This window comes from Pseudomonas sp. EGD-AK9, from assembly GCF_000465935.2.
GTDB lineage: Bacteria > Pseudomonadota > Gammaproteobacteria > Pseudomonadales > Pseudomonadaceae > Aquipseudomonas.
Window position 1 is genome coordinate 23,889 of sequence record NZ_AVOF01000462.1, and the last position, 17,311, is coordinate 41,199.

The following is a 17,311-nucleotide window of genomic DNA, read 5'->3' on the forward strand; positions in this document are numbered from 1 at the left end:
TTCAGGCAGGCAATCTTGGAGTGGCGATGCTAAGCGGTTTGCAGTCTGCAGTGCGTTGGCTGATGAGCCTGAGCCGGCGCCTGATCGGTGTTGTGCCTGGGTACACTCTGTTCAGCGTGGCGGCGACTCTTTTCAGTCAACTTGCCTTGTTGCTGGCATTCGTGCTGCCGCTCAAGGTCATCCTGCTGCTGGGGGCCGACGGGATTCCGCGTTATTTCCCTGATCAGTTCAAGGTTTTTGACCGGCAGTCGCTGATTCTGGCGTTAAGTGGCCTGGCGATGCTGCTGTTTCTGGTTCATCTGCTTGCCGAGCGCCTGATTGGCCAATGCATCGTCGCCGGGTCAGGCAAGCTGCTGTCGCGCAGTCGCAAGATGGTATTGTTCGAGAATCAGGATGAGATGGCCGCCAAGGCCTACCAGCGGTTTTCCCGCGGCCTAGCCAGCCTGGTTTTCCTGCTTTTCTTCATCCCTCTGCTGTTCTGGTTGAACTCCTACTTGGCGTGGGTATTCATCGCTTACCTGCTCGTTTCTGTGGCTGGATCCTTGCTGCTTGCTGCGCTGCTGCCGACCTTTCAGGCGCGCTTGACGAATGCTGGCGGCCAGATCGCCGCTCTGCTCGCAGGCGTCGGCTTTCTGCTGTGCTTCGGTTACATGGTTGCGGAGTTTCTCTGGCTGCAGGCCCCCAGCGTTCTCGTCGCGGTGGTCTGCCTTTTGCTGTTGCGGCAACTGTTCAGACATTCCGTCAGCTTCGTCAACGATGCGCTCGCTCTGGTCGAAAGGCGACGTCAGCTATCGGCACTGTTCTTTCATGGTCAGCGCTTGATCGAGGCGCCGCGGCACGGCTTCGACGGTGTGTGGTCACTAATCGAGTCGGCTACGCGAGATGAGTGGTTGCGCAGGGCGCTTGGCGATGTCACCTCCCGCTCCCTGGTCATCAAGGCTGTACGCTGGTTGCAGCTGGGGGTGGCCGACGTGGTGGCCTACCGTGTCGTGGCCTGTGAGGATGGGAAAGAGGACTGCTTTCTGGTCAAGGTCTACGAGAACAACCGTAGTGCGATGGCCAAGCATGAGGCCACTTTGCTGGTGGGGCAGGCAAACCTGCCGACTCTGGGGCTTCTCGGCGTGACGGATGTTGGGGGACGCTTTCATTGTCACGTGTTTGCGCTGGATAGCGCTCGCCAGGCGCTTGGCAAGAAATGGCCCGTTCGCTGTGAGGTCGCCCGCTCTGCCTTGCTCGCCTGTGCGCCGAACGAGGAGCTGAAGGCGCTTTATCGGCGCTCGAAGGCCTGCCTGGTACAGCGTATGGAGCGAGATGTACTGAGGCGCATGCGCTGCCTTCTGGACAGTCCAGCACAGCTTGAGGAGCTACTGCGTTTCGAGGAGTCTTTCGACCGGATACGCGAGCTGATCGGTGGACTTCCCATGGTTATCGTGAATCCGGATATTCGTCGTGGGCTGGTGATGCTGGACGACTACAGTCGGGTGCTGGTCTGTCACTGGGCGCGTTGGTCGCTTGAACCGATCGGCAGTGGTTGGCCCATCGACGAACGTGCGATGAAGGTGTTGGCGGAGGCCCATGAGGCAGCAGCAGCCCAGCGTTCGGATATGGCAGGGGTTAGGGTAGCTCAGTTGAAATTGGCGGCCCTGCTTTTTGCTTTCGAAAGAAGTTGTAAACAGCAGGACTACCATGGCGCAGCCGACTTGCTGGGGCGGATTAACAAAGCGTTTGCGGATAGTGTGGCTGATTAGTATTTTAGTTGGAGGGGTGGTCATTGCGTAATGTGTTCATATTGTGTACTGGGCGTTGTGGATCGGTAACCTTTATTGAGGCCTGCCGTCATGTGGATAACTATTCCGCTGCGCACGAGAGCCTTAGTCATGCGGTTGGGGCGGCTCGTTTTGCTTACCCGGCCGGGCATATTGAGGCGGATAATCGTCTTTCCTGGGTGCTTGGGCGATTGGAGCGGGCATACGGCGACGATGCTTTTTATGTTCATCTAACTCGCGACACCATGGCGACTGCACGCTCATTCTTGAAACGCTATGATTCCGGCATCATGCAGGCCTACAGGAGTTCCATACTCATGGGGGCGCTCAAGAAAAGTGCAGATGTCGATCCACTCGATTTTTGTGTTGATTACTGCGAGACGGTAAATTCCAATATCGAGGCCTTTCTCAAGAACAAAACGCATAAGATGAATTTTGCTCTGGAGCGTGCAGCCGCTGATTTTGCTGATTTTTGGGAGCGGATTGGGGCCAGGGGCGATCTTGAAAGCGCGCTGGGGCAATGGCAGGTCAGGCATAATGCATCGGTTTGAGGTGGAACTTGTCTACTAACCTGCGTTGGCATGGTAGTCATCTGTCATTGGAGGATCGCTGCCGCTTGATGCGCCAGAGACCTTTGACCGTCTGGTTCACAGGCCTGAGCGGGGCAGGTAAGTCAACCCTTGCATTCGCTTTGGAGCGACGCCTGGTTGCCGATGGGGGAGCCGCTTTTGTTCTGGACGGTGACAATGTCAGGCATGGCCTCTGTTCCGACCTGAACTTTTCCGCAGAGGCGCGCAGCGAAAATATTCGTCGAGTGGCCGAAGTGGCCAAGCTTTTTAATGATGCTGGGCTTGTATCCATTTGCTCTCTGATATCTCCATTGCTTCGTGATCGCGAATTGGCAAGGAATATTATTGGGGCGGGACGGTATCTAGAGGTTTATGTCTCTACACCGATTGCCGAATGTGAGAGGCGTGATGTTAAGGGGCTGTATGCCAAGGCAAGGGCCGGGGCGTTGAAGGATTTCACCGGGGTTGACATGTCGTACGAGGTTCCGCCCAGACCGGACTGTCAGGTTGATACCTCGTGCATGAGCATTGACGCATGTGCCGATGTGATTTTTAAGGCTGTTTTGGAGCGACAGGGTAGGTTGGACGCTTGACTGAAGTGCGAAAGTTGCGCTGTTGGCCAATACTCATTGTCGAGTGGCTAATTTGCTCTCATGGTCATTGCGACGGCGCATTAGATAATTCTTGGTGAGCTGTTCGGTAGGGTGGTTAGCATGGTCGCTGATGGGGCTTTTTAATTGGATGAGCTTTCGTGAACAGTATGGTCGGAAGTAAAGCGTCTGCAGTGCACATGCTGGTCTGGAACGACTTTCTCAATGACGCCAGAGTGCTCAAGGAAGCTGAAACGCTGCATGCGGCAGATTATCGAGTGGTTGTGCATGCTGTGCATGTACCAGGTAGAACACCGGAGCATGAGTGCTTGATTGACGGGCTCGAAGTGCGCCGCGCCGCTTTGATGCCATGGCGTACGGCAGGCGTCACAGGTCGCGATAATCGACAAAGGCCTCTTGTTCAGGTTCTTTCGCGGCTTGGTTGGCATGTAATAGTTTTATGGAGGTTGCTGTTCGCGCGAGCCGATGTCATTCACGCCCATGACGTCAATGTACTGCCTACGGCCTGGTTGGCGGCGAAACTGAGCGGTGCGAAGTTGGTGTACGACGCCCATGAAATCAGTACCAGTCGCGAAGGCTATTCCAGCTTTCGAAAGCTTGTGGCGATAGTGGAGCGTGCCCTGATGCCGCGGGCTGAAGGTACCATCACCACCACGGAGGCGCGTGCCAAGTTCTTTGCCCGAGCCTACGGCATCGCCCGTCCGCTGGTGTTGCAGAATCGGCCCCGCGAGCAGCAACCTCAAGCCTCGGAACGAATCCGGCGGGAACTGGGGCTGAGCGAGTCCTGGCCCATCGTGCTCTATCAGGGCGGGGTGCAACAGGGAAGGGGGCTTGAACGCCTGGTTCGGGTTGCCGCCCAGGTACCTGAGGCCTACTTCGTCTTTATCGGCGGCGGGCGCCTGGATGCCAGTCTGAGGCAGATTGCAAAAGAGCTGCAGCTTGAGGATCGGGTGCACTTCATCCCGACGGTCGCCCTGGCCGATCTGCCGTCTTATACGGCCTCGGCCGATATCGGTGTGCAGCCCATCGAAAACACCTGTCTCAATCACTACACGACCGACTCCAACAAGCTGTTCGAGTATGTGCAGGCGGCACTGCCGGTGATCGCCTCCGATCTGCCAGAGATCCGCCGCATCGTGCGCCAGCACGATCTTGGCTTGTTGGTGCCTGCGGGGAACAGCGAGGCTTTGGCCGACGCGCTGAGGCGAATGGTCTCGGATGCCGGGTTGCGCCAGCACCATACGGTGCGGGCTCGCGCGGCGGCGGCTGCGCTGAGCTGGGAGATGCAGGAGCATCTGCTGATCGATCTGTATCGTCGCGTCTTGGGCTAGCAACTTTTCTGCAATCTTTCGGACAGGGTTCGTTAAGCTTGCGCGCTTGCGAACCTGAAGCCCCTGGATCATTAGCAAAAAAGAGATTGAGCGCGCATGAGGAGTGGAGTCGTCATGGTGAGGGATAGTGACGTCATGCTTTGGCAGGCAGGCGCCGACTGCTGCGTTAGCTCGGGTCTGTATGTCTAAACGAATACTGCTGTTGACCTTCTTCTATCCACCCGATCTATCGGCGGGCTCCTTCCGTGCACGTGCTCTGGTTGATGCTCTTCGACGCCACGCCGGCGCGGATATACAGATCGACGTGCTGACGACCCAGCCCAATCGCTATGCCAGTCATGCAACCGAAGTGGTCTCCTCCGAGGAATCGCCCGGCTTGTATGTCCGGCGCGTGCACCTACCGCAGATGCGCGAGGGCTTCGTCGGTCAAGCCGTCTCGTTCTGGCGCTATGCGAGGCGGGTGCGCCGTTTGACCGCTGCTTGCGACTATGACCTGGTGCTGGCCACCTCGTCGCGGCTGATGACCGCCGTATTGGGCGCCTGGGCCGCCTACCGCCGCAAGACGCACCTCTATCTGGATATCAGGGACATCTTCGTCGAGAACCTGAGGGTGCTCTTTCCGGCCTTGCTGGCCATGCCTCTGGGCTGGATCTTCGGTGCGCTCGAACGCTGGGCGATAGGGCGTGCACAGCGAGTGAACCTGGTTTCGCAAGGTTTTCTCGGGTACTTCCAGCCGCGCTATCCCGCGCTGCGTTTTCCCGTGTTCTCCAACGGCGTGGATGAGGCTTTCGTAAGGTTCGCAGCGTGCATGGAGAAGGCCGGTGCGCGCCCGGTTGCCGGCCCGCTTCAGGTGCTGTATGCCGGCAATCTCGGCGACGGGCAGGGAATGCACCTGATTCTGCCGGAGTTGGCCCGGCGCCTGCGCGGGCGTGCGCATTTTCGTGTCGTGGGAGCAGGGGGGCGTCTTGAACCACTACGCGAGGCGCTGCGGTCGATGGCTCTGGATAATGTCGAGCTGCTTCCCCCCGTGCCGAGGGAGCAGTTGTTGGAGTTCTATCGCGAAGCCGATGTGCTCTTTCTGCACCTGAACGATTACCCTGCCTTCAAGCGAGTGCTGCCGTCGAAACTGTTCGAGTACGCTGCAACCGGAAAGCCCATATGGGCGGGGGTGGCGGGGTATGCCGCGGAGTTCATTGGCGCCGAGGTCGCCAATGCCTCGGTATTCCCTCCCTGCGACTTGGAGGCTGCACTTGAGCGTTTCGAGCAGCTGCCTATCGGCTTTACCGACCGCTCGGCTTTTGTCCAGCGCTATGGCCGTGAGCGAATCATGAATGAGATGGCGCAGGATATTCTGCAACTGTTGGAGCCGGCCTGATGCAGGTGTTGGTTACTGGAGCCGGTGGTCTGGTCGGCATGGCTGTTCTGGGTCGCCTGGAACACGAGCAAGGTATGCAGGCGATTGCAGGCGTGCGCGTGCTGGCGCCCGGCAATGGCGAATGCGAGCAGCGGATGCTGGGCGATCTGGCCGAGGGGCGAGTCGCTGCCGGGGCGCTGCGTGGGGTCGAGGTGGTGGTGCACACGGCCGCTCGGGTGCATGTGATGGAGGAGAGCGAGCAGGATCCGCTGGCGGCATTCAGGGCGGTCAACGTTGAGGGGACGCGGGCCTTGCTCAAGGCCGCGGCCCAGGCCGGGGTACGACGCTTTGTCTTGGTCAGTTCGATCAAGGTCAATGGCGAGGTCAGTCTGCCGGGCAGGCCTTTCTCCGAACAGGACGCGGCGAATCCCCAGGATGCTTATGCCCGTTCCAAGTGGGAGGCGGAGCAGCTTGTGCAGGCATTCTGCGAGCAGCACGGCATGGAGTGGGTGGTGGTTCGTCCTCCACTGGTTTATGGGCCGGGGGTCAAAGCTAATTTTCAGCGGTTGATGCGGACTCTCGGGCGCGGCTTGCCACTGCCGATTGGCGCATTGCGCAACCGGCGCAGTTTGGTTGCGCTGGATAATTTGGTCGACTTGCTGGTGACCTGTCTGACTCATCCGCGCGCTGTCAATCAAACATTCTTGGTTAGCGATGATGACGATCTATCGGTTGTCGCGTTGGCCGAGCGCCTGGCACGACTGCTGGGTTCGCGCTCATGGCTGTTACCGATTCCGGCTACATATCTGCGCGCTGCCCTGCGTTTGATCGGGCGTGCCGGCGTCGCGCAGCGTTTGTGTGGCGAGTTGCGAGTTGATATCGAGAAAACTCGAGCGCTGCTTGATTGGCACCCGCCAGTGACTGTTGACGAAGGGCTGGCTCGAACTGTTACGCACTATCTGGAGCACCGGCATTGATGATTCTTGGTGTGTTGCTGGCGACTCTTCTATTGTCCTGGGGGTTGACCTTTGGAGTGCGCCATTACGCGCTGGCGCGGAGCTTGCTGGATGTGCCCAATGCCCGAAGTTCCCATTCGATCCCGACGCCACGTGGTGGGGGGGTGGCCATCGTGCTGGCTTTCCTTGCCGGGTTACCGGCACTGGTTGTCCTTGGAGCGTTAGATTCGTCGCTGATGTGGGGGTTGCTGGGGGGCGGCGGCTGGATTGCGCTGCTGGGCTTTCTCGACGATCACGGGCATATCGCCGCACGTTGGCGCCTGCTCGGGCATTTTGGCGGCGCTGCTTGGGCGTTGTTCTGGCTTGGCGGTATGCCGCCGATCGAACTGCTGGGGGAGCGCCTTGAGTTGAGTTGGGGCGGCTATGTGCTGGCTGCAGTCGGGTTGGTCTGGCTGTTGAATCTCTACAACTTCATGGATGGCATTGACGGTATTGCCGGCGTTGAGGCGATCAGCGTCTGTTTGGGTGGGGCGCTGCTTTATTGGTTGGGCGGTCACGTCTCTTTGGTCTGGCCCCTGCTATTGCTGGCGCTCTCCGTGTTGGGTTTTTTGTACTGGAATTATCCACCGGCACGTATCTTCATGGGGGATGCGGGCAGTGGCTTTCTTGGAATAATCCTGGGCATTCTCGCGCTGCAAGCTGCCTGGACAATGCCTGAACTTTTCTGGGGTTGGCTGATCCTGCTTGGTGTGTTCGTGGTCGATGCCACCTACACGTTGTTGCATCGTATGCTTCGGGGGGAGCGTGTCTATGAGGCGCATCGGAGCCATGCTTATCAATTCGCTTCACGTCGTTTGGGTGGCCATTTGCCGGTGACCCTGGCTACGGTTGTGCTTAATTTGCTGTGGCTGTTGCCTGTGGCGGTGTTGGTCGTCACGGGGTGGCTTGAGGGCATTCTGGGTTTGTTTCTCGCCTATGTTCCGCTGTTGTTGCTGGCTAGGTGGTTTCGTGCTGGGGCGTTGGAGTAATTCCTATTGCATCGGGCTGAAGCTCGGCTTGTGTTGTAAGCTTGTGCGACATTGCCGGCCGGCGTGTAGGGGATGATGGCGAGGAACGGATGACAGATAAGCTGCGTAGCACCTTGGTGAGGCTTCCGCGCCGTTATAAGCGGTTACTGCAAGTGGTCGTGGACATTGTGCTGGTCTGGGGCGCGTTGTGGTTGTCTTTCATCGTGCGGTTGGGGTTCGACAAGCGAGTCGATCCTTTGGGGGATCATTTCTGGTTGTTTGCTGTGGCTCCGGTGATCGCGATTCCGCTGTTCATCCGTTTGGGCATGTATCGTGCGGTAATGCGTTATTTCGGCAATGACGCGCTGATCGCCATACTCAAGGCAGTCACAGTTTCTGCGCTCGTGCTCGCTCTCGTGGTGTATTGGCACCGCGACCCGCCAGCAGTCGTGCCTCGTTCGCTGGTATTCAACTATTGGTGGTTGAGCCTGGTAATGATTGGTGGGCTGCGTCTGTTGATGCGCCACTACTTTATGGGGGATTGGTACGTCGCCGCGCGGCAGATGCCCTTTATCAATGCCCGCCATGTACCGTTGCTGCCTAAAGTTGCCATTTACGGCGCCGGCGCGGCCGGCAATCAACTGGTTGCCGCCCTGCGCATGGGGCGCTCCATGCAGCCGGTGGCGTTCGTCGATGACGACGACAACATCGCCACGCGAATAATCGCCGGCCTGCAGGTCTACAAACCCAAACACATCCAGCAGATGATCGAGGAGACCGGGGCGCAGGAAATCCTGCTGGCGGTACCCTCGCTGTCGCGGGCTCGGCGCCGTGAAATCCTCGAGTGCCTGGAGGGCTTTCCGCTGCATGTCCGCACGGTGCCCGGGTTCATGGACCTGGCAAGCGGGCGGGTGAAGGTCGACGACTTGCAGGAGGTCGATATCGCCGACTTGCTCGGACGCGATCCGGTGCCGCCGAATCAGGCGTTGCTGGAACACTGCATCCGCGACCAGGTGGTGATGGTGACCGGGGCCGGTGGCTCGATTGGTTCCGAGCTGTGCCGGCAGATCGTCGCCAGCGGCCCCAGGGTGCTGGTGCTGTTTGAGCATTCGGAATACAACCTCTACAGCATTCACTCCGAACTGGAGCAGCGTATTCGGCGTGAATACCTGTCTTTGCAGCTGGTGCCCATCCTGGGCTCGGTGCGTAATCCCGGGCGTTTGCTGGATGTGATGCGGACCTGGCGCGTGGCGACGGTTTACCACGCGGCGGCCTACAAGCATGTGCCGATGGTCGAGCACAACATCGCCGAGGGAGTGCTTAACAATGTGATGGGCACCCTGTACGCCGCCCAGGCCGCGATTCAGGCCGGTGTCGAGCATTTCGTGCTGATTTCCACGGACAAGGCGGTGCGGCCGACCAACGTGATGGGCAGCAGCAAGCGTCTGGCGGAGATGATCCTGCAGGCGCTCAGCCGCGAATCGGCTCCCGTGCTGTTCGGCGAGGACGGGGTGCACCGGGTCAACAAGACGCGTTTCAACATGGTGCGTTTCGGCAATGTGCTGGGCTCGTCCGGTTCGGTGATCCCGCGCTTCCATGAGCAGATCCGTCGCGGTGGGCCGGTGACCGTGACCCATCCCAACATTACCCGCTACTTCATGACCATCCCGGAGGCGGCCCAATTGGTGATCCAGGCTGGGGCCATGGGGCAGGGCGGCGATGTGTTCGTGCTGGATATGGGGCAGCCGGTGAAGATTCTCGATCTGGCCGAGAAGATGATTCACCTGAGCGGCCTGAGTGTCCGTTCGGAGCGCAGCCCGCATGGCGATATCGCCATCGAGTTCACCGGTTTGCGGCCTGGCGAGAAGCTCTACGAAGAGCTGTTGATCGGCGACAACGTCAGCGAAACCGAGCATCCGATGATCATGCGGGCCAACGAGGAAATGTTGCCGTGGGATGTCTACAAGCGGGTGTTGCAGGAGTTGCTGGGCGCCGTGGAGCGCGATGACTACGACCGCGTGCGGCAACTGCTGCGCGAAACGGTGAGTGGTTACCGACCCGAGGGGGAGATCGTCGACTGGATTCATCAGCAGCGGCGTTCCGACTCCTGATTTGACAGACGGGTATCAGCGTCTAGTTTTTAGTCCGTGGACTGAGGAAGTCCCATTCAGATGAACTAATGACAAGGACGATAATCATGCTGAAAGCCCGTCTTTCTTCCCTGCTGTTCGCTGTTCTCGCTTCTCTCTCCCTGGCTGCCGTGGCCGCCGAAACGCCGAAATCCGAAAGCGCCAAGCCGGCTGCCGTGCAGGTGGCGCAGGTGGCCGTGGTCAACCTGAACACCGCCGATGCGGATACCCTGCAGCGCGAGCTGGCGGGTATCGGCGAGACCAAGGCCAAGGCGATCGTGGCGTACCGTGAGGAACACGGTAACTTCGCGTCGGTCGACGAGTTGCTGGAGGTCAAGGGGATTGGCCAGGCGACGCTGGAGAAGAATCGCGACAAGTTGAGTGTGAACTGACGCCTGGCGGCGTTGCCATTTGGGCCGGTCCTTGACCGGCCTTTTTGCTTTTAGGGGGCGTATTTTGTCGGCGCCAGGCCTTGGCTCTCGAGTGCTACCAGTGCGCACGGCGCACCCTAGGCTAGGTGTCCACAGGCAATAAAGAACCCAGCGGTTAGGCTGGGTTCTCGAATTTGGCTCCGCGACCTGGACTCGACGGCGCCAGCCGAACGCGCTTTAGCGCGGCCCCGAAGGGGTGAGCGCAGCGAATAACCTGGGACAGGGTCCCTGGCGAGAGTCCACAGGCAATAAAAAACCCAGCGGTTAGGCTGGGCTCTCAAATTTGGCTCCGCGACCTGGACTCGAACCAGGGACCCAATGATTAACAGTCATTTGCTCTACCGACTGAGCTATCGCGGAACAATGGCGCGTATGTTACTGATTAAAAAAGAGAAGTCAACACTTTGCACTGACTTCTAGGTGGCCAGGATTCGGGGCGTTCAGCGTTGGTGTCGTGGGAAGGGCTTTAGTCGCGACAGATTGCGGCTACGACTGCATGGATGCAGGAGGTAGAGTGACGCAGGACGCCAAAGCCGAAAGCCGCTCCTACAGTTGCGTTGTTGTGCGGCGCATAAAAACGCCGGCTTCGAGCCGGCGTTTTTGTTTATCGCAGAGGCTTACAGCACGGCATGAATCGCGCGGGTGACGCTGTCCAGGTTGCCTTTGTTCAGCGCGGCGACGCAGATGCGGCCGGTGCCGACGGCGTAGATGCCGAACTCGTTCTTCAGTCGCTCGACCTGCTCCACGGTGAGGCCGGAGTAGGAGAACATGCCGCGTTGCTCGGCGACGAAGCCGAAGTCGCGCTTGGCGCCCAGGGCGGCCAGTTGCTCGACCATGGCCAGGCGCATGCCGCGGATGCGCTCGCGCATTTCGCCCAGCTCGGCTTCCCACATGGCGCGCAGCTCGGGGCTGTTGAGCACGCTGGCGACCACGGTGGCGCCGTGGGTCGGCGGGTTGGAGTAGTTGGTGCGGATCACGCGCTTGAGCTGCGACAGCACGCGCCCGGCTTCTTCCTGGCTGCTGGTGACGATGGAAAGCGCGCCGACGCGCTCGCCGTACAGCGAGAAGGACTTGGAGAAGGAGCTGGAAACGAAGAACTCCATGCCGGATTCGGCGAACAGGCGTACCGCTTCGGCGTCCTGTTCGATGCCGTCGCCGAAGCCCTGGTAGGCGATGTCGAGGAAGGGCACATGCTCGCGCTCGCGCAGCACTTCCAGCACGGCCTTCCAGTCGTCCAGCTGCAGGTCGACGCCGGTCGGGTTGTGGCAGCAGGCGTGCAGCACGACGATGGAGCGCGCCGGCAGGTTGCGCAGGTCTTCGAGCAGGCCGCCGCGGTTGACGCCGTTGCTGAAGGCGTCGTAGTAGCGGTAGTTCTGCACCGGGAAACCGGCGGATTCGAACAGCGCGCGGTGGTTTTCCCAGCTCGGGTCGCTGATGGCCACTACCGAGTCGGGCAGCAGGCGCTTGAGGAAGTCGGCGCCGATCTTCAGCGCGCCGGTGCCGCCGAGGGCCTGGGTGGTGATCACGCGGCCGCCTTCGAGCAGGGCGGAATTGGCGCCGAACAGCAGTTTCTGCACCGCCTGGTCGTAGGCGGCGATGCCTTCGATCGGCAGGTAGCCGCGCGGTGCGTGGGCCTCGATGCGCGCCTTCTCGGCCTCGGCTACGGCGCGAAGCAGCGGAATTCGCCCCTCCTCGTTGTAGTAGACGCCCACGCCGAGGTTGACCTTGGTGGTGCGGGTGTCAGCGTTGAACGCTTCGTTGAGGCCCAGGATGGGATCGCGCGGAGCCATTTCGACGGCGGAGAAGAGACTCATGATGGATGCGGCAGCTCGAAGGTGAGGGTGGGAGGCCAGGCGACCCCGAAAACTCGCGCTAGGGGGTCGCGTAAACGGGGCGCTAGTATAGCGACCCTGAGTCTAGGGGGCGACAGCGCAAACGCCTGAATTAAGGGCTTTCGCCAGGTAATTCGAGCGGGTTTGTCCATCGCCCGCAGTTAGCAGCTTTGACGTAGTCTGTCAGGGCGCGTCACAGCCGTTTGTCGAGGTCAGTCATGACGGAATTTCAACTGGTAACCCGCTTCAAGCCGGCCGGCGATCAGCCGGAGGCGATCCGGCAGATGGTCGAAGGCCTGGAGGCGGGCCTGTCGCACCAGACCCTGCTCGGCGTGACCGGTTCGGGCAAGACCTTTTCCATCGCCAACGTGATCGCCCAGGTGCAGCGCCCGACCCTGGTGCTGGCGCCGAACAAGACCCTGGCGGCGCAGCTGTACGGCGAGTTCAAGGCGTTCTTCCCGAACAATGCGGTGGAGTATTTCGTCTCCTACTACGACTACTACCAGCCGGAAGCCTATGTGCCGTCGTCCGACACCTTCATCGAGAAGGATGCCTCGATCAACGACCATATCGAGCAGATGCGCCTGTCGGCGACCAAGGCGCTGATCGAGCGGCCGGACGTGATAGTGGTCTGCACCGTCTCCTCGATCTACGGCCTGGGCAGCCCCGAGGAGTACCTGAAGATGGTGCTGCACCTCGACCGCGGCGACAAAATGGATCAGCGCGACCTGCTGCGCCGCCTGGCCGAGCTGCAGTACACGCGCAACGACCTGGATTTCGCCCGCGCCAGCTTCCGCGTGCGTGGCGACGTGATCGACGTGTTCCCCGCCGAATCCGAGCTGGAGGCGATCCGCGTCGAGCTGTTCGACGATGAAGTCGAGAGCATCAGCGCCTTCGACCCGCTGACCGGCGAGGTGATCAAGAAGCTGCCGCGCTTCACCTTCTACCCCAAGAGCCACTACGTCACCCCGCGCGAGACGCTGCTCGGTGCGGTAGAGAACATCAAGGTCGAGCTCAAGCAGCGTCTGGACTACCTGCGCGGTGCGGGCAAGCTGGTGGAGGCGCAGCGCCTGGAGCAGCGTACCCGTTTCGATCTGGAGATGATCCTCGAGCTGGGCTACTGCAACGGCATCGAGAACTACTCGCGCTACCTCTCCGGGCGCGGTCCCGGCGAGCCGCCGCCGACCCTGTACGACTACCTGCCGGACGAGGCGCTGCTGGTGATCGACGAGTCCCACGTCTCGGTGCCGCAGGTCGGTGCCATGTACAAGGGCGACCGTTCGCGCAAGGAAACCCTGGTGGAGTACGGCTTCCGCCTGCCGTCGGCGCTGGACAACCGGCCGATGCGCTTCGAGGAGTGGGAGGCGGCCAGCCCGCAGACCATCTTCGTTTCGGCCACGCCCGGGCCTTACGAGGCCGAGCATGCCGGGCGCGTGGTCGAGCAGGTGGTGCGCCCCACCGGTCTGGTCGACCCCGAGGTGGAGGTGCGCCCGGCGCGTACCCAGGTCGACGACCTGCTGTCGGAAATCCGCCTGCGCGTGGCGGTCGAGGAGCGGGTGCTGGTCACCACCCTGACCAAGCGTATGGCCGAGGACCTCACCGACTACCTGGGCGATCACGACGTCAAGGTGCGCTACCTGCACTCGGACATCGATACCGTGGAGCGGGTGGAGATCATCCGCGACCTGCGTCTCGGCGCCTTCGACGTGCTGGTCGGCATCAACCTGCTGCGCGAGGGCCTGGACATGCCCGAGGTGGCGCTGGTGGCGATTCTCGATGCGGACAAGGAAGGCTTCCTGCGCAGCGAGCGCTCGCTGATCCAGACCATCGGCCGCGCCGCACGCAACCTCAACGGCAAGGCGATTCTCTATGCCGATCGCATCACTGGCTCGATGGAGCGCGCCATCGGCGAGACCGAGCGGCGCCGCGACAAGCAGATCGCCTTCAACGCCGCCCATGGCATCGTGCCCAAGGGGGTTAAGAAGGACGTCCAGGACATTCTCGAAGGCGCCACCGTGCCCGGCGCGCGCAGCAACAAGCGCAAGGGCATGGCCAAGGCGGCGGAGGAGAGCGCCCGTTACGAGAGCGAACTGCGTTCGCCGAGCGAGATCGCCAAGCGCATCCGCCAGCTGGAGGAGAAGATGTACCAGCTGGCCCGCGACCTGGAATTCGAGGCCGCGGCGCAACTGCGCGACGAGATCCACAAGCTGCGCGAGCGCCTGCTGCAGGTGTAGCCCGGATGCAATCCGGGGTGGATGTTAAGGCGGGAGATTTCCCCGGATTGCATCCGGGCTACGTGAGCCGTTATCGCCGGCCAAAGATGATCAGCATCACCCCGCCCAGGGTGATCGCGCAGGCCAGCAGCGCCAGCAGGCTCAACTGTTCGCCCAGCAACAGGTAACCCAGCAGCAGCGCCACCACGGGGTTGACGAAGGCGAAGGTGGCCACCAGGCTCGGGCGCACCTCGCGCAGCAGCCAGAAGTAGGCCGGGTACACGCCCAGGCTCACCGGCAGCACCAGGTAGGCCAGCCACAGCCAGGCCTGGCTAGAGGTGGCGGCCAGCTGCAGGCCTCGCCAGTCGCCGTGCCAGAGGCCGAACAGGCCGAGCAGCAGGGCGCCGATCAGCATCTGCAGGCTCAGCCCCAGCCAGCTGGAGCGAAACGCCGGGCGGCCGCGCAGCAGCCACACGCCGCAGGCCCAGATCAGCGTCGCCGCCACCACCAGGGCGCCGGCCAGCCATTGTTCGGCGCTGGCCGCGCTGCCCAGGGCGTTGTTCATCAGCAGCACGATGCCGCCGCAGGCCAGCGCCAGGCCGGCCAGCACCCAGAGCGGCGGGCGTTCGCCGAGCAGCCATTCCAGCGCCACGCTCCACAGCGGCAGGGTGGTGTAGAGCATCGCCAGCATGCCGGTGGGCAGGTACTGGTTGGCGTAGATCAGCGCGCCCTGGCCGACCGCGATCAGCGACAGGCCGCCGATCAGCACGCCGCCCCAGTCGCTGCGCTGCAGGCGCAGTTGCCCGCTCAGCGCCACCCACAGCAGCGCCAGGCCGCCGGCCAGGGCGAAGCGCAGGCAGCCGATGACGAAGGGCGGCAGCTCGCGCAGGAGGAAATGGTTGGCCAGGTAGGTGGTGCCCCAGCCGATGTAGATGGTGGCGAAGGCACCGATCAGCAGCAGGGCGCGGGAGGTTTTGAGCATGCAATACCGCAACGAAAAAACGCGCCGCAGTGGGCGCGTGGGGTCAGTGAGCGCCGCCGCCTGTGGCGCCGGCCGGCAGGCGGCGGGTCAGTAGCATGGCGAGCATGCTCAGGCCCAGGGCGATGCCGATGAAATGAAAGGCGTCATTGTAGGCCATGATCGCCGCCTGCTGGTGGGCGATTTCGCTGAGCTTGGCCAGCGCCGCCTGCTCGCTGCCGAGCGTCTGGGTCAGCAGTTGCAGGCGCTCGTCCAGCTGCGCATTGGTCGGTACCAGGGCTTCGCGCAGGTAGTCGAAATAGAACTTGGCGCGGGCATCCAGCAGGGTCGCGAGCAGGGCGATGCCGATGGCGCCGCCGAGGTTGCGCAGGATGTTGAACAGGCTCGAGGCCGAGCCGGCGTCCTGTGGCAGCACGTAGGCGGTGGCGATCAGCGACAGGGTCACCATCACCAGCGGCTGGCCGAGCGCGCGGATGAGCTGGATGTGCTGGAACTGTTCGCCGGCGAAGTTCGGCTCGAGCACCCCCGAGGCGAAACTGGCCGCACCGAACAGGCCGAAGCCCAGGGCGCACAGCCACTTCGGCGAGATGAATGTCATCAGCTTGGGCACCAGCGGAATCAGCAGCAGCTGCGGCAGGCCCATCCACATGATCACCTCGCCGATCTGCAGCGCGTTGTAGTCCTGGATCTGCGCCAGGTACAGCGGCAGCACGTAGATCGAACCGTACAGGCCCACGCCCAGGCCGAGGCTGGCGATGCTGGCCAGGGCGAAGTTGCGCTCGCGCAGCACGCCGAGGTTTATCAGCGGGTTGGGTTTCGACAGCTGCAGGATGACGAACAGCGCCAGGCTGATCAGGGCGATGCTGCCCAGGCCCTGGATCAGGCTCGACTCCAGCCAGTCCTTGCGGTGGCCTTCCTCGAGAATCACCTGCAGGCAGCCCAGGCCCAGGCCGAGGGTGAGGATCCCGGCGTAGTCGGTGGTGCGCAGCAGCGGCCAGTACGGCGCCTTCTTCTCCAGGCCGTAGAGCAGCCCGGCGATCATCAGCAGGCCTGGCGGCACGTTGATATAGAAGATGTACTGCCAGCCCCAGTTCTCGGTCAGCCAGCCGCCCAGTGTGGGTCCGATGGACGGGGCGAAGGTGGCGGTGATGGCGAACAGCGCCATGCCCTTGGCGCGGTGGTGCTCGGGTAGCTTGATAAGGGTCAGGGTGAAGGCCAGCGGGATCAGTGCGCCGCCGGTGAAGCCCTGCAGGGCGCGGAAGACGATCATGCTCTCCAGGTTCCAGGCCATCGAGCACAACAGCGAGGAGGCGAGAAAACCCAGCGACACCCACAGCGCCAGGCGCCGCGCCGAGAGCAGCTGCACCAGCCAGGCGGTCAGCGGAATCATGATGATCTCGGCGACCAGGTAGGAGGTGGAGATCCACGAGCCTTCCTCGAGGGTGGCAGCCAGCGCGCCCTGGATGTCCTTGAGCGAGGCGTTGGTGATCTGGATATCCAGCACCGCCATGAAGGCGCCGAGCATGGCGCTCATCACCGCGATCCAGTCGCGCCGGCTGGGCTCCGCCGTCGGGCGCAACAGGGCATCAGCCGCCATGCTGGGCGTCGTCGCGGATGTCGACATGCACCTCGACCGACATGCCGGGGCGGATCAGCCCCTGCAGCGGGTGGTCGGCGGCGAAGGTCAGCTTGACCGGGATGCGCTGCACCACCTTGGTGAAGTTGCCGGTGGCATTGTCCGGCGGCAGCAGGCTGAACTGCGCGCCGGAGGCGGCGAACAGGCTGTCGATGCGGCCCTCGATGGGGGTGTCGGGGTAGCTGTCGAACACCAGCTCGGCGCGCTGGCCGGGGCGCATGCGGCCGATCTGGGTTTCCTTGAAGTTGGCCTGCACCCAGATGTCGCGATCCGGCACCAGCGACAGCAGGTAGCTGCCGCTCTGCACCACCTGACCTTCGCGCGCCGCACGCTGGCCGACGAAGCCGCCGATGGGCGCGTGGATCCGGGTGCGGGCGAGATCCAGCTCGGCCTGTTCCAGGTCTGCGCCGGCGGCGAGGATCAGTGCGTCGAGGCGTTTCACCTCGGCCTCCAGCGCCGCGGTCTGCTGGCGCTGCGCCTGCAGGTCGGCGGCGGCC

At 62.1% G+C, this 17,311-nt stretch carries 14 protein-coding genes and 1 tRNA gene; 10 read left to right on the top strand and 5 right to left on the bottom strand.

The features are described from left to right. Positions 1-26: 26 nt before the first annotated feature. From N878_RS18685 to N878_RS18720, 9 genes are all read left to right on the top strand, one after another. On the top strand, positions 27-1,748 hold the full coding sequence (locus tag N878_RS18685; protein ID WP_021445103.1) for a hypothetical protein: 1,722 nt from the start codon (positions 27-29) through the stop codon (positions 1,746-1,748). Positions 1,749-1,840: 92 nt separating this feature from the next. Then, positions 1,841-2,317, top strand: a complete 477-nt coding sequence (locus tag N878_RS18690; RefSeq protein ID WP_218186850.1) for a hypothetical protein — start codon at positions 1,841-1,843, stop codon at positions 2,315-2,317. An 8-nt stretch (positions 2,318-2,325) separates the two neighbouring features. Beyond that, positions 2,326-2,928 (top strand): adenylyl-sulfate kinase, encoded by a 603-nt coding sequence (gene cysC / locus N878_RS26980; protein ID WP_177342910.1) that lies wholly within the window; start codon positions 2,326-2,328, stop codon positions 2,926-2,928. Positions 2,929-3,125: 197 nt separating this feature from the next. Next, the gene (locus tag N878_RS18695) at positions 3,126-4,277 is read left to right on the top strand and encodes a glycosyltransferase family 4 protein (protein ID WP_051365825.1); all 1,152 of its coding nucleotides are present in this window, start codon (positions 3,126-3,128) and stop codon (positions 4,275-4,277) included. A 202-nt stretch (positions 4,278-4,479) separates the two neighbouring features. Then, positions 4,480-5,652, top strand: a complete 1,173-nt coding sequence (locus N878_RS18700) for a glycosyltransferase family 4 protein (RefSeq protein WP_021445107.1) — start codon at positions 4,480-4,482, stop codon at positions 5,650-5,652. Next, a complete protein-coding gene (locus tag N878_RS18705) occupies positions 5,652-6,608 on the top strand; it encodes an SDR family oxidoreductase (protein WP_021445108.1) in 957 nt (318 codons plus the stop codon). The genes N878_RS18700 and N878_RS18705 overlap by 1 nt, the downstream gene beginning before the upstream one ends. Next, on the top strand, positions 6,608-7,615 hold the full coding sequence (locus tag N878_RS18710) for a glycosyltransferase family 4 protein (RefSeq protein WP_021445109.1): 1,008 nt from the start codon (positions 6,608-6,610) through the stop codon (positions 7,613-7,615). The genes N878_RS18705 and N878_RS18710 overlap by 1 nt, the downstream gene beginning before the upstream one ends. Before the next feature lie 89 nt (positions 7,616-7,704). Further along, positions 7,705-9,705: a nucleoside-diphosphate sugar epimerase/dehydratase gene (locus tag N878_RS18715; RefSeq protein ID WP_031303488.1), complete on the top strand. Its 2,001-nt coding sequence runs from the start codon at positions 7,705-7,707 to the stop codon at positions 9,703-9,705. Between the two features lie 86 nt (positions 9,706-9,791). Then, positions 9,792-10,115, top strand: a complete 324-nt coding sequence (locus N878_RS18720) for a helix-hairpin-helix domain-containing protein (RefSeq protein WP_021445111.1) — start codon at positions 9,792-9,794, stop codon at positions 10,113-10,115. A 323-nt stretch (positions 10,116-10,438) separates the two neighbouring features. On the opposite strand, the gene N878_RS18725 is transcribed toward N878_RS18720, so the two are convergent. Together N878_RS18725 and N878_RS18730 are read right to left on the bottom strand one after the other, a co-directional pair. Further along, positions 10,439-10,514 (bottom strand) — tRNA-Asn (locus N878_RS18725). A gap of 257 nt (positions 10,515-10,771) precedes the next feature. Continuing rightward, positions 10,772-11,968: an amino acid aminotransferase gene (locus tag N878_RS18730; RefSeq protein ID WP_021445112.1), complete on the bottom strand. Its 1,197-nt coding sequence runs from the start codon at positions 11,966-11,968 to the stop codon at positions 10,772-10,774. A 236-nt stretch (positions 11,969-12,204) separates the two neighbouring features. On the opposite strand from N878_RS18730, the gene uvrB reads away from it, so the two are divergent. Continuing rightward, a complete protein-coding gene (uvrB, locus tag N878_RS18735; RefSeq protein ID WP_021445113.1) occupies positions 12,205-14,220 on the top strand; it encodes an excinuclease ABC subunit UvrB in 2,016 nt (671 codons plus the stop codon). Positions 14,221-14,290: 70 nt separating this feature from the next. Here uvrB and N878_RS18740 read toward each other — a convergent pair whose 3' ends face one another. The 3 genes from N878_RS18740 to N878_RS18750 form a co-directional block, all read right to left on the bottom strand. Next, complete coding sequence (locus tag N878_RS18740; protein WP_021445114.1) at positions 14,291-15,181, bottom strand: EamA family transporter; 891 nt, start codon at positions 15,179-15,181, stop codon at positions 14,291-14,293. Between the two features lie 43 nt (positions 15,182-15,224). Continuing rightward, positions 15,225-16,715 carry an MDR family MFS transporter gene (locus tag N878_RS18745; RefSeq protein WP_177342911.1) on the bottom strand — a complete coding sequence of 497 codons (1,491 nt, stop codon included), beginning with the start codon at positions 16,713-16,715 and terminating at the stop codon, positions 15,225-15,227. Between the two features lie 49 nt (positions 16,716-16,764). Beyond that, the coding region (locus tag N878_RS18750; RefSeq protein ID WP_021445116.1) for an HlyD family secretion protein at positions 16,765-17,311 on the bottom strand (547 nt) is incomplete at its 5' end.